Origin of the sequence: Streptomyces sp. LaBMicrA B280, from assembly GCF_049222185.1 — a bacterium.
GTDB lineage: Bacteria > Actinomycetota > Actinomycetes > Streptomycetales > Streptomycetaceae > Streptomyces > Streptomyces murinus.
Genome location: NZ_JBMJCT010000064.1, coordinates 157,487 through 169,882 on the forward strand (window position 1 = coordinate 157,487; position 12,396 = coordinate 169,882).

Annotated in this window: 10 protein-coding genes and 1 pseudogene; 8 read left to right on the top strand and 3 right to left on the bottom strand. The window is 70.4% G+C overall.

Translation table 11 applies throughout. The features are described 5' to 3' along the window. The first annotated feature begins 78 nt into the window (after positions 1 to 78). The 4 genes from ACLF5H_RS35125 to ACLF5H_RS35140 all read left to right on the top strand — a co-directional run bounded on the left by ACLF5H_RS35125 (position 79) and on the right by ACLF5H_RS35140 (position 4,648). Positions 79 to 2,673 carry an ATP-binding protein gene (locus ACLF5H_RS35125; RefSeq protein WP_421680052.1) on the top strand — a complete coding sequence of 865 codons (2,595 nt, stop codon included), beginning with the start codon at positions 79 to 81 and terminating at the stop codon, positions 2,671 to 2,673. Continuing rightward, positions 2,667 to 3,380: a response regulator gene (locus ACLF5H_RS35130; protein WP_421680053.1), complete on the top strand. Its 714-nt coding sequence runs from the start codon at positions 2,667 to 2,669 to the stop codon at positions 3,378 to 3,380. Before ACLF5H_RS35125 ends, ACLF5H_RS35130 begins: the two co-directional genes overlap by 7 nt. Positions 3,381 to 3,448: 68 nt before the next feature. Beyond that, positions 3,449 to 3,847, top strand: coding sequence for an OB-fold nucleic acid binding domain-containing protein (locus ACLF5H_RS35135; protein ID WP_078967283.1), 399 nt, complete (start codon positions 3,449 to 3,451; stop codon positions 3,845 to 3,847). A gap of 3 nt (positions 3,848 to 3,850) precedes the next feature. Beyond that, a complete protein-coding gene (locus ACLF5H_RS35140; RefSeq protein WP_421680054.1) occupies positions 3,851 to 4,648 on the top strand; it encodes a DUF3159 domain-containing protein in 798 nt (265 codons plus the stop codon). Between the two features lie 226 nt (positions 4,649 to 4,874). Here the strand turns inward: ACLF5H_RS35140 and ACLF5H_RS35145 are convergent, their stop codons facing one another. After that, positions 4,875 to 5,549, bottom strand: a complete 675-nt coding sequence (locus ACLF5H_RS35145) for a potassium channel family protein (RefSeq protein ID WP_421680055.1) — start codon at positions 5,547 to 5,549, stop codon at positions 4,875 to 4,877. Continuing rightward, on the bottom strand, positions 5,549 to 6,220 hold the full coding sequence (locus ACLF5H_RS35150) for a potassium channel family protein (protein WP_128792054.1): 672 nt from the start codon (positions 6,218 to 6,220) through the stop codon (positions 5,549 to 5,551). Before ACLF5H_RS35150 ends, ACLF5H_RS35145 begins: the two co-directional genes overlap by 1 nt. 420 nt (positions 6,221 to 6,640) lie before the next feature. Here ACLF5H_RS35150 and ACLF5H_RS35155 point away from each other — a divergent pair, with 420 nt between their 5' ends. The 3 genes from ACLF5H_RS35155 (at position 6,641) to ACLF5H_RS35165 (ending at position 11,352) form a co-directional block, all read left to right on the top strand. Beyond that, positions 6,641 to 8,752, top strand: coding sequence for an APC family permease (locus tag ACLF5H_RS35155; protein WP_421680056.1), 2,112 nt, complete (start codon positions 6,641 to 6,643; stop codon positions 8,750 to 8,752). Between the two features lie 158 nt (positions 8,753 to 8,910). Then, positions 8,911 to 10,239, top strand: coding sequence for a class I SAM-dependent RNA methyltransferase (locus ACLF5H_RS35160; RefSeq protein ID WP_421680057.1), 1,329 nt, complete (start codon positions 8,911 to 8,913; stop codon positions 10,237 to 10,239). Positions 10,240 to 10,881: 642 nt separating this feature from the next. Continuing rightward, a complete protein-coding gene (locus ACLF5H_RS35165; protein WP_421680058.1) occupies positions 10,882 to 11,352 on the top strand; it encodes a hypothetical protein in 471 nt (156 codons plus the stop codon). A gap of 125 nt (positions 11,353 to 11,477) precedes the next feature. Here ACLF5H_RS35165 and ACLF5H_RS35170 read toward each other — a convergent pair whose 3' ends face one another. Then, entirely contained in the window at positions 11,478 to 11,621 is a 144-nt protein-coding gene (locus ACLF5H_RS35170; protein WP_421680059.1) for a hypothetical protein, read from the bottom strand. A gap of 194 nt (positions 11,622 to 11,815) precedes the next feature. On the opposite strand from ACLF5H_RS35170, the pseudogene ACLF5H_RS35175 reads away from it, so the two are divergent. Next, positions 11,816 to 12,393, top strand: a pseudogene (locus ACLF5H_RS35175) (transposase). The last annotated feature ends 3 nt before the right edge of the window (positions 12,394 to 12,396 follow it).

Sequence of the window (12,396 nt, forward strand, 5' to 3'; positions counted from 1 at the left end):
CCCCCGTCCGGTTTGTCCCCAACGTTGGCCGTAAGGTCGACGCTGCGTAGGCAGGGGTAAGCGGAAGACAATGGAGCCATGGCACGCGGGAAGCTGCGGATTTATCTCGGGGCGGCGCCGGGGGTCGGCAAGACGTACGCGATGCTCGCCGAGGCGCATCGGCGCGTCGAGCGCGGTACGGACTGTGTCGTGGCGTTCGTGGAGCACCATGAGCGGCCGCGCACCGAGGTGATGCTGCACGGCCTCGAACAGGTGCCCCGCAAGGAGCTGGAGTACCGCGGGGGCGTCTTCGGGGAGATGGATGTCGACGCCGTGCTGCGCAGGGCGCCCGCCATCGCCCTGGTGGACGAACTCGCCCACACCAACATCCCCGGCTCGCGCAACGCCAAGCGCTGGCAGGACGTCGAGGAACTGCTCGCCGCCGGGATCGACGTCATCTCGACCGTCAACATCCAGCACCTGGAATCACTCGGCGACGTGGTCGAGTCCATCACCGGGGTGCGCCAGCGCGAGACCGTCCCCGACGAGGTGGTACGACGGGCCGGCCAGATCGAGCTGGTCGACATGTCCCCGGAGGCGCTGCGCCGCCGGATGGCGCACGGGAACATCTACCAGCCCGACAAGGTCGACGCGGCGCTGTCCAACTACTTCCGCCCCGGCAATCTCACCGCCCTGCGCGAACTGGCGCTGCTGTGGGTCGCCGACCGGGTGGACGAGTACCTGAACCAGTACCGCAGCGAGCACCGGGTCTCCAAGATCTGGGGTTCCCGGGAGCGGATCGTGGTCGGGCTGACCGGGGGGCCCGAGGGCCGTACGCTCATCCGCCGCGCCGCCCGGCTCGCCGAGAAGGGCGCCGGGGGCGAGGTGCTCGCCGTCTACATCGCCCGCAGCGACGGGCTGACCGCCGCCTCCCCGAAGGAACTCGCCGTCCAGCGGACCCTCGTGGAGGACCTCGGCGGCACCTTCCACCATGTGGTCGGCGACGACATACCGGCCGCGCTCCTGGACTTCGCACGCGGCGTCAACGCCACCCAGATCGTGCTCGGCTCCTCGCGCCGCAAGGCCTGGCAGTACGTCTTCGGACCCGGCGTCGGCGCCACCGTCGCCCGGGAGTCCGGCCCCGACCTCGACGTCCACATCGTCACCCACGAGGAGGTCGCCAAGGGCCGCGGGCTGCCCGTGACCCGCGGCGCCCGCCTCGGCCGCAGCCGGATCCTCTCGGGCTGGGCCATGGGGGCCGCGGGCCCCGCCGTGCTCGCGCTGCTGCTGAACACGGTCGACATCGGCCTCGCCAACGACATGCTGCTGTTCCTGGCCGTCACGGTCGCCGCGGCCCTGCTCGGCGGCCTGCTGCCCGCCCTCGCCTCGGTGGCGTTCGGCTCTTTGCTGCTGAACTACTTCTACACACCGCCGCTGCACCGCTGGACCATCGCCGACCCCAAGAACATCGTCGCCATAGTGATCTTCTTCGGCGTCGCCGTGTCGGTCGCCTCCGTGGTGGACCTCGCCGCCCGCCGCACCCACCAGGCGGCCCGGCTGCGCGCCGAGTCCGAGATCCTGTCCTTCCTGGCCGGCAACGTGCTGCGCGGCGAGACCAGCCTGGAGGAGCTGCTGGAGCGCCTCCGGGAGACCTTCGCCATGGAGTCGGCGGCCCTGCTGGAGCGGCAGAGCGACGTCGAGCCGTGGACCTGCGCGGGCCGCGCCGGCTTCGGGCCCGTCCTGGAGCGCCCCGAGGACGCCGACGTCGACATGCCCGTCGGCGACCACATGGCGCTCGCCCTGACCGGCCGGGTGCTGCCCGCCGAGGACCGCAGGGTGCTCGCCGCCTTCGGCGCCCAGGCCGCCGTCGTCCTCGACCGCAGACGCCTCCAGGAGGAGGCCGACCAGGCCCGGACGCTCGCCGAGGGCAACCGCATCCGCACCGCCCTGCTGGCCGCCGTCAGCCACGATCTGCGCACCCCGCTGGCCGGGATCAAGGCCGCCGTCTCCTCGCTGCGCTCCGCCGACGTCGAGTGGTCCGAGGAGGACCGCGCCGAACTCCTGGAGGGCATCGAGGAGGGCGCCGACCGGCTCGACCACCTCGTCGGCAACCTCCTGGACATGTCCCGCCTCCAGACCGGCACCGTCACCCCGCTGATCCGCGAGATCGACGTGGACGAGGTCGTACCGATGGCTCTGGGCGGCGTGCCGGAGGACAGCGTCGACCTGGACGTGCCCGAGACGCTGCCGATGATCCTGGCCGACCCCGGCCTGCTGGAGCGCTCGGTGGCCAACCTCGTGGAGAACGCCGTCAAGTACAGCCCGGGCGGCCGGCGCGTCCTGGTCTCCGCCAGCGCCCTCGCCGACCGGGTGGAGGTCCGCGTGGTGGACCGCGGCCCCGGCGTGCCGGACACGGCCAAGGACCGTATCTTCGAGCCCTTCCAGCGCTACGGCGACGCCCCGCGCGGCGCGGGCGTCGGGCTCGGCCTCGCGGTCGCCCGGGGCTTCGCCGAGGCCATGGGCGGCACCCTGACCGCGGAGGACACGCCCGGCGGCGGCCTCACCATGGTGCTGAGCCTGCGCAGCATCCACGGGCGGGAGCCGGTCGCGGAGTCCCCCGAAACGGCGTCCATCCCCGCCCCGGCCCACGGTGGGCCGGGCAGCGCGGAACCAGAAAGGCAGACCCTATGCTGAGCCCGAGCGGGGACCGGACCCCCACGCGGGTCCTCGTGGTCGACGACGAGCCGCAGATCGTGCGCGCCCTCGTGATCAACCTCAAGGCACGCAAGTACGACGTCGACGCGGCCGCCGACGGCAGGACCGCCCTCGATCTCGCCGCCTCCCGCCACCCCGACGTGGTCGTCCTCGACCTGGGCCTGCCCGACATGGACGGCGTCGAGGTGATCAAGGGCCTGCGCGGCTGGACCCGGGTGCCGATCCTGGTGCTCTCCGCCCGCCACTCCTCCGACGAGAAGGTCGAGGCCCTGGACGCGGGCGCCGACGACTACGTCACCAAGCCCTTCGGCATGGACGAGCTGCTGGCCCGGCTGCGCGCCGCCGTCCGCCGCGCCGAGCCGGTCGGCGCCGGGGAGGACGACGTCACCACGGTGGAGACCGAGGGGTTCGCCGTCGACCTGGCCGCCAAGAAGGTGCACCGCGGCGGGCGCGACGTCCGGCTCACCCCCACGGAATGGCACCTCCTGGAGGTGCTGGTCCGCAACACCGGCCGCCTGGTCAGCCAGAAGCAGCTCCTCCAGGAGGTGTGGGGGCCGTCCTACGGGACGGAGACGAACTATCTGCGCGTCTACATGGCGCAGTTGCGCCGCAAGCTGGAGGCCGACCCCTCGCACCCCAGGCACTTCATCACGGAGCCCGGGATGGGGTACCGGTTCGAGAAGTGACAGGGCGCGTACGGGGGAAGTGTGAGCGGGGATACGGCGGTGTCGGCGGGCCCCGGTACGCTTCAGATATGAGTGCTGTTCCTCGTTCAGAAAAGCCGGCCGGCCGGTTCCGGCGCATGCTCGACCGGCTCTCCACGTCCCAGGAGGACCTGGAGTCCGAGGAGCTGCGCGAGGACGCCGAGACGGCGGGCTGCACGAAGATCGGCGACTGCCAGGACCGGCAGATCGTCACCGTAACTGGTACCTTGCGCACGGTCACCCTGCGTCCGCGCGCCGGAGTCCCGGCCCTGGAGGCCGAGCTGTTCGACGGCTCCGCGGCGCTGGACGTGGTGTGGCTCGGCAGGCGTTCCATCGTGGGCATAGAACCGGGGCGCAAGCTGATCGCATCGGGCCGGATCTCGCTGAGCCGAGGCCGCCGGGTGCTGTTCAACCCGAAGTACGAACTGCGACCCCTCGGACGGGAGTAGCCGGTGACGTCCCTCGACAAGCCGACCGAAGACACCGACCAGACCCCGCCCGGCGTGTCCGGCGAAGGCGACGCCCGTGCGGTGACGGAGGCGGCGCTGTTCGAGGCGTTCGGCGGCGTCCGCGGCATGGTCGAGACGGTCGTGCCGGGCCTGTTGTTCGTCGCGATCTTCACGGTCAACAAGGACCTGCACCTCTCGGCGATCGCCGCGCTGGCCGTCTCCCTGGTGCTGGTCGTGGTCCGGCTCGCCATGAAGGACACCGTCAAGCACGCCTTCAGCGGCGTGTTCGGCGTGGTCTTCGGCGTGGTGTTCGCCATGTTCACCGGCAATGCCAAGGACTTCTACCTCCCCGGCATGCTCTACACGCTGGGCCTGGCGCTCGCCTACATCGTCACCACCCTGCTCGGGGTGCCGCTGATCGGCGTCGTCCTGGGCCCGGTCTTCAAGGAGAACCTCTCCTGGCGCACCCGTAACCCGGGCCGCAAGAAGGCCTACGCGAAGTCGAGTTGGGCCTGGGGCCTGATCCTGCTCGCCAAGTGCGCGGTCCTCTTCCCGCTGTACTGGTGGTCCGACACCACCCGGCTCGGCTGGGTCCTCGTCGCCCTGAAGATCCCGCCCTTCCTGCTGGCCGTCTGGCTCACCTGGGTCTTCCTCGCCAAGGCGCCCGCGCCGATCGACGTCTTCGCGGAGATGGAGGCCGAGGAGCAGGCCGAGAAGGCGGAGAAGGAGCGCAAGGCCGCGCTGGCCGCGGAGAGCGGCGAGCCCGAGTCCCTGCCCGGCCGCCATCGCAGGCAGGCGTGAAGCTCCGTACCGTAGACGGTCGCCAGGCGTGAGCTACGTACCGTGGACAGTCGCCAGGCGTGAGCTACGTACCGTGGACAGTCGCCAGGCGTGAGCTACGTACCGTAGACGGTCGCCAGATGTGAGCCAGGCACCGTAGGCGGTCACCACGACGGCGAAGGGCGCCCTTGTCACCAAGGGCGCCCTTCCGCGTGCTCGGGGCCCGCGGGCCCGTCCGCTCGGCCCGTCAGCCTTCTTCGCGCTTGCGCACCGACAGCAGCTCCTCCAGCTGCTCCTCCCGGGCCTGGGCCGCCACGAACAGCAGTTCGTCGCCCGGCTCCAGGGAGTCGTCCCGGGACGGCGTCAGCACCCGGGTGCCCCGGATGATGGTCACCAGCGAGGTGTCCTCGGGCCAGTGCACGTCCCCGACCTGGGTGCCGGCCAGGGCCGACTCCTCGGGCAGCGTCAGCTCCACGAGGTTGGCGTCGCCATGGCTGAAGCGCAGCAGCCGCACCAGATCGCCGACGCTCACCGCCTCCTCGACCAGGGCGGACATCAGACGCGGGGTGGAGACGGCCACGTCCACGCCCCACGCCTCGTTGAACAGCCACTCGTTCTTGGGGTTGTTGACCCGGGCGACGACACGCGGGACGCCGTACTCCGTCTTGGCGAGCAGCGACACCACCAGGTTGACCTTGTCGTCACCGGTGGCGGCGATCACCACGTTGCAGCGCTGGAGCGCCGCCTCGTCCAGGGACGTGATCTCGCAGGCGTCGGCCAGCAGCCACTCCGCCTGCGGCACCCGCTCCACCGAGATGGCGGTCGGAGCCTTGTCGATGAGCAGGATCTCGTGGCCGTTCTCCAGCAGCTCGCCCGCGATCGAGCGGCCCACGGCGCCGGCTCCGGCAATGGCGACCCTCATCAGTGACCGCCCTCTTCTTCCGGGCCCCCGGCGAACGCCGCCTCGACCGTGTCCACGTCGTCCGTCCGCATCATCACGTGCACGAGGTCGCCCTCCTGGAGCACCGTCTGGGAGGTCGGCAGGATCGCCTCGCCCAGCCGGGTCAGGAACGCCACCCGGACTCCCGTGTCCTCCTGCATCTTGCTGATCTTGTGGCCGACCCACTTCGGGGAGGCGTGCACCTCGGCGAGCTGCACCCCGCCGGTGGGGTCGCGCCACAGCGGCTCGGCCCCGGAGGGCAGCAGCCGGCGCAGCATCTGGTCGGCGGTCCAGCGGACCGTGGCCACGGTCGGGATGCCGAGGCGCTGGTAGACCTCGGCGCGCCGGGGGTCGTAGATGCGGGCGGCCACGTTCTCCACGCCGAACATCTCGCGCGCGACCCGCGCGGAGATGATGTTGGAGTTGTCGCCGCTGGAGACGGCCGCGAAGGCGCCCGCCTCCTCGATCCCCGCCTCGCGCAGGGTGTCCTGGTCGAAGCCGACTCCGGTGACCCGGCGGCCCCCGAATCCCGGTCCCAGCCGACGGAAGGCGGTCGGGTCCTGGTCGATCACGGCGACCGTGTGCCCCTGTTGCTCCAGGGTCTGGGCGAGAGCGGAGCCTACTCGCCCGCAGCCCATGATGACGATGTGCACGACCGTCCTTCCGATGTCAAGAGTCGTTGGCTTGGCCTTAACAGGTTCTCAGACCGTCGCCCAAGCTACACACGCATCACCCTCACCGGGCACCCCCGTACCCGGGTAGCGCCCGCGCACCGGGCTCATACGGGCTCATTCGGGCTCACAGAGGCTCATCCGCTCGTCTGCGAGTGATGCTGCGCACGCTGCACACGGTCAGGATTCCGAGGCCGGCCAGGGCGAGCACCGCCCCGATCAGCTCAGCGGTCGGTGGCATGGTGCCTCCACGAGTCGGCGACAGACGGGGTTTGCCATCTAGGCACGACCCGAGCCCGCGCCACGGAATCCGTACATCACTCCGCCGCCGAGTTCACCCATGGGGAAGATATTGCGGACAGGGTGGGCGGCTGCCAGTTCGAAGGCTTACGATCCTCTCTCGTGTCCAAACTGACCGACGTGCCCAAACGGATCCTGATCGGGCGCGCACTGCGCAGTGACCGGCTGGGGGAGACCCTCCTGCCCAAGCGCATCGCACTGCCCGTCTTCGCCTCCGACCCGCTGTCCTCCGTCGCCTACGCGCCGGGGGAGGTTCTGCTGGTCCTGTCCATCGCGGGCGTGTCGGCGTACCACTTCAGCCCCTGGATCGCCGTCGCGGTCGTCGTGCTGATGTTCACCGTGGTCGCCTCCTACCGCCAGAACGTGCACGCCTACCCGAGCGGCGGCGGCGACTACGAGGTGGCGACCACCAACCTCGGCCCCAAGGCCGGCCTCACCGTCGCGAGCGCCCTGCTCGTCGACTACGTGCTGACGGTCGCGGTGTCCATCGCCTCCGGCATCGAGAACCTCGGCTCGGCCGTCCCGTTCGTGGTCGAGCACAAGGTGCTCTGCGCGACCGCCGTGATCGTCCTGCTGACGCTGATGAACCTGCGCGGCGTCAAGGAGTCCGGCAAGCTCTTCGCGATCCCGACGTACGTGTTCGTCGGCGGCGTCTTCATCATGATCCTGTGGGGCGCGTTCCGCGGCCTGGTGCTCGGCGACACCATGCGGGCGCCGACCGCCGACTTCCACATCAAGGCCGAGCACCAGGGCCTCGCGGGCTTCGCGCTGGTCTTCCTGATGCTGCGCGCCTTCTCCTCCGGCTGTGCCGCCCTGACCGGCGTCGAGGCCATCTCCAACGGCGTCCCGGCCTTCCGCAAGCCGAAGTCCAAGAACGCGGCGAGCACGCTCGCGGCGATGGGCCTGCTGGCCGTCACCATGTTCTGCGGCATCATCGCCCTGGCCGCGACGACCAAGGTGCGCATGGCCGCGAACCCCGCCACGGACCTGATCCACAACGGGCACCCCATCGGCTCCGGCTACGTCCAGAACCCGGTGATCTCCCAGGTCGCCGAGGCGGTCTTCGGCAAGGGCAGCTTCCTGTTCGTGCTCCTGGCGGCCGCCACCGCGCTGGTGCTGTTCCTCGCGGCCAACACCGCGTACAACGGCTTCCCGCTGCTCGGCTCGATCCTCGCCCAGGACCGCTACCTGCCCCGCCAGCTGCACACCCGCGGCGACCGGCTCGCCTTCTCCAACGGCATCGTGCTGCTCGCCGGCGCCGCCGCGCTGCTGACCGTGATCTACGGCGCCGACTCCACGCGCCTGATCCAGCTCTACATCGTCGGCGTGTTCGTGTCCTTCACGCTGAGCCAGACCGGCATGGTCCGGCACTGGAACCGCCACCTGGCGGTCGAGAAGGACCAGGCCAAGCGGCGCCACATGATGCGCTCGCGGGCGATCAACACCTTCGGCGCCTTCCTCACCGGCCTGGTGCTGGTCGTCGTCCTGGTCACCAAGTTCACGCACGGCGCCTGGGTCGCCCTGCTGGGCATGTGCATCTTCTTCGCGACCATGACCGCGATCCGCAAGCACTACGACCGCGTCGCCGAGGAGATCGCCGCGCCCGAGGAGCCGGACGACGACCTGGTCCGCCCCTCCCGGGTGCACTCGGTGGTGCTGATCTCCAAGATCCACCGGCCGACCCTGCGGGCCCTGGCCTACGCCAAGCTGATGCGCTCCGACGGCCTGGAGGCGCTCACGGTCAACGTGGACCCGGCCGAGACCAGGGCGCTGCGCGAGGAGTGGGAGCGGCGCGGCATCGACGTACCGCTGAAGGTCCTCGACTCGCCGTACCGCGAGGTCACCCGGCCGGTGATCGAGTACGTCAAGGGCCTGCGCAAGGAGTCCCCGCGGGACGCGGTCTCCGTGATCATCCCCGAGTACGTGGTCGGCCACTGGTACGAGCATCTGCTGCACAACCAGAGCGCCCTGCGCCTCAAGGGCCGCCTGCTGTTCACGCCCGGCGTGATGGTCACCTCCGTGCCCTACCAGCTGGCCTCCTCCGAGGCGGCCAAGATGCGGGCCCGCAGGCGCCAGGAGTGGAGCGCGCCCGGCGCGGTCCGCCGCGGCCCGGCGGGGGAGCGGCCCAAGGAGCCGTCGGAGCCGTCGGAGCCGTCGGGAACGTCGGGGTCATCGGGCTCGGCGGGCTCGGCGGGCTCGGCGGCGAAGGACTGACGCGACACCGAGGTACGGGACCGGGGCGGCGAGGCCGTAGACTGGTGGGCTGTTGTCGGTCCACCGGGCTGCGCTCGACCGCCCCGGACCCGTCTCCGCAGCTCGTCTGCTTTTTTGCCGTCCTCCGTCGCGCACCCGATCCTCTGGAGCCACCCACCATGCAGGCAGAACCGACCACGTCTCTGGTGGGCGAGGAGTACGAGGTCGAGATCGGCCCCGTCGCCCACGGCGGCCACTGCATCGCCCGCACCGCCGAGGGCCAGGTCCTCTTCGTCCGGCACGCGCTGCCCGGCGAGCGGGTGGTGGCGAGGGTGACCGAGGGCGAGGAGGGCGCGCGCTTCCTGCGCGCGGACGCCGTACGCATCCTGGAGGCGTCCAAGGACCGCATCGAGGCACCCTGCCCCTTCGCCGGGCCCGGCCGCTGCGGCGGCTGCGACTGGCAGCACGCCAAGCCGGGCGCCCAGCGCCGGCTGAAGGCGGACGTGCTCGCCGAGCAGCTGCGGCGGCTCGCGGGCCTCACCCCCGAGGAGGCCGGCTGGGACGGCACGGTGGTCCCGGCCGAGGGCGACAAGCTGCCCGCGGGCGAGGTGCCGCAGTGGCGCACCCGGGTGCAGTACGCGGTCGACGCCGAGGGCCACGCCGGTCTGCGCCGTCACCGTTCGCACGAGGTCGAGCGCATCGACCACTGCATGATCGCGGCGCCCGGCGTGTCGGAGCTGGGTATCGAGAAGCACGAGTGGGCCGGCATGGAGTCGGTCGAGGCGATCGCGGCGACGGGCTCCCAGGACCGCCAGGTGATCCTCACCCCGCGTCCGGGCGGCCGGCTGCCCCTGGTCGAGCTGGACAAGCCGGTCTCGGTCATGCGGGTCGACGAGAAGGCCGGGGGCGTGCACCGCGTGCACGGCCGCCCCTTCGTCCGCGAGCGCGCGGACGGCCGCACCCACCGTGTCGGCGCCGGCGGCTTCTGGCAGGTCCACCCGAAGGCGGCGGACACCCTCGTCACCGCCGTCATGCAGGGTCTGCTCCCGCGCAAGGGCGAGATGGCCCTCGACCTCTACTGCGGCGTCGGCCTCTTCGCCGGCGCCCTCGCCGACCGCCTCGGCGACAAGGGCGCGGTCCTCGGCATCGAGTCCGGCAAGCGCGCGGTCGAGGACGCCCGCCACAACCTGGCCGACTTCCCGCGCGTCCGCATCGAACAGGGCAAGGTCGAATCCGTCCTCCCGCGCACGGGCATCACCGAGGTCGACCTGATCGTCCTCGACCCACCCCGCGCGGGCGCGGGCCGCGACACGGTCAAGCACCTCGCCTCCCTGCGGGCACGACGCATCGCGTACGTGGCGTGCGATCCGGCGGCGCTGGCGCGGGACTTGGGGTACTTCGGGGAGAGTGGGTATCGGGTGCGGATGCTGCGGGCGTTTGATTTGTTTCCGATGACGCATCATGTGGAGTGCGTGGCGATCCTGGAGCCGGCCGCGAAGGGCTCCTGAGCTGCGGTTTCGTTCGTGCGCACGGTGTGCGGTGCGGGCGGTACCGTGGGAGCCGTCCGCCCGATGACGACTTCTGGACCTTCCGCAGTGCGACATGGCACATGTGACGGCGACTGAGGCCCCCGCTGGGCAGGTGCTGATAGGGGCCTTGGCGGTCGTAGGAGGCGAGGGCCGCCCTACCTGCGCTGCTGCCGAAGCGGCAAGATTCTCAGCGCCATGGCTGTGCCGTCGGGTTGCAGGGAAAGAGGGCCAGTGCCTTCGTCTGCTGTGCAGGCGCCTTCTTGATTCCGCTCGTATGTCACACGCCGGTATTCCTCTACTCGCCCCTCTTTGAGTAGCTCGTACAACTCGTTCGCCATTCCAGAGAAGGCTTCGACGCGCACAGATCCGAGCCGGAAGACGTGGTCTGTGCCGACGAACTTCGTGTCGCCTACATAGAGCTCGGCGTCATCGACGCTCGACGTAGCAGCGAACACAGGTACCTGGTAGTACTTCTGTCCTTGGCGCGCGGTGAGGTAGCGGGCGGTTCTCGGGCCGCCTCCGGCGAAGGCCGTCAGACCGGCCGCCCCGGTCCGGGCGAGGAGTTGCCCGGTTGCCCGACGCCCCGTCCTGGGCGAAATCAGCACGGACGGCGACAGCACGGTGTTCTCAGCCCCCGAGGACCTGGAAGAGCGAATCCGCCCCCTGGTCAGCAGCGAGGAATTCCTGCGCCAACTCATGGCGAGGGTCACCGAAACACAGATCTGCGAGCAGCACGGTGCGTACGGCATGGCTCTCATCGGCATCGGGAGCTTCACAGAAGCTCTTCTCCTCGACGTGCTCACGCACAGAGACCCCAGCCTGCAACGGGGCATCCCTCAGGGCGAGAAGCGTGTCGCGCCTGAACGAGCCAGCTTCGCCCTGCTCCTGGACACAGCTCGTACACGAGGGTGGATCCAGATGGACGCCCACGACTTCATGGCAATCGTCCGTGAGTACCGAAATTTCGTCCACCTCCGAAAACAACGCGAACGCGGCGTCATTCCGGACCGCGACACCGTCGGCATGTGCTGGGGGCCGGTTCTCGCGGTGCTCAACGATCTCGAGACCACCCGAGAACCCGCCGCCGCGTGATCGCCTCGACCCTAAGCGTTGTCCCGCGACGCTGGGTTCGTCTCCAGTGCCTGCCGTGCTGCCGTCTCGCGCTCCCTTCGCTCTGGTGCCTACAGGAAGTACGTTTCACGGCGCCGGGGAGGTGGTCAGTCCAGAGCAGCGGCCACCGCTTCGGCCACCATCAGCCCGGTTTCCTGGATCCGCTGACGCATGTCCCCTTCGTACAGCCAGGAGCAAGCCTCGACGGCCGGAAGGAGTTCGGCGAGGATCAACGCCGCACGCTTCGGCACATGGGTTGCCTCCCTCCACGTCGTCCCGCAGCGATCGATCTCCTCCTCTAGTTGAAGGAGCGCTTGTCGAATCCCTCGTTCATGCGCAGGGGGATCACGAAACGATTCGCCGCCTCTTCCAGACGACTGACCAAGTCCGTCTCCATGTGTGCCTCCGTCTCGGGCAGGTTGCAGCGCGGTGGGACGATCTTCTCGTGGCTGGTGTGATCACGGCGTCACAGCCGTCCTGGATGGGCCCGTTCACCGGGCTGAGCCCGCGCCGCTTCGGCAAACTGGCGACCGCCCTACGCCGCGAGGGAGCGGACGCAATCCGCCGAGGCGGCCGTGGAGCCCGCCCCTGGAGGACCGCGTCCCGCTGGCCGCGGCCTATTGGCGCACCAAACTGACGCCGCGCCAGCTCACGCCGCTGCTCGCACTGCGGCCGCGCCGACGGTTCCGCAAGGGCACCGTGCTCATCAGCGAAGGCGGCCGTCGGCAACACCACGGTGATCGCTGACGGCGGCTACCGCGGCACTGGCCTGGTGATCCCGCACCGCCGTGAACCGGACCGGGCCAGGCCGAACTCCCGGCCTGGAAAGAGGAGCACAACCGCTCACACCGCAAGGTCCGTGCCCGCGTCGAGCGCACCTTCGCCCGCAGGAAGAGCGGGAAGATCCTGCGAGACTGCCGGTTGAAGGGCGCCGGCGTCCATCACGCCATGCGTGGCATAGCCCGCCTGCACAACCTGGCGCTCGTCGGACAGATCAGCCCAGCCCTCAGGGCAGGGCCATGAGCC

Coding starts and splice junctions, on each gene's coding strand:
- ACLF5H_RS35125 (WP_421680052.1), top strand. CDS start 79: ATGGCACGCGGGAAGCTGCGGATTTATCTCGGGGCGGCGCCGGGGGTC.
- ACLF5H_RS35130 (WP_421680053.1), top strand. CDS start 2,667: ATGCTGAGCCCGAGCGGGGACCGGACCCCCACGCGGGTCCTCGTGGTC.
- ACLF5H_RS35135 (WP_078967283.1), top strand. CDS start 3,449: ATGAGTGCTGTTCCTCGTTCAGAAAAGCCGGCCGGCCGGTTCCGGCGC.
- ACLF5H_RS35145 (WP_421680055.1), bottom strand. CDS start 5,549: ATGAGGGTCGCCATTGCCGGAGCCGGCGCCGTGGGCCGCTCGATCGCG.
- ACLF5H_RS35160 (WP_421680057.1), top strand. CDS start 8,911: ATGCAGGCAGAACCGACCACGTCTCTGGTGGGCGAGGAGTACGAGGTC.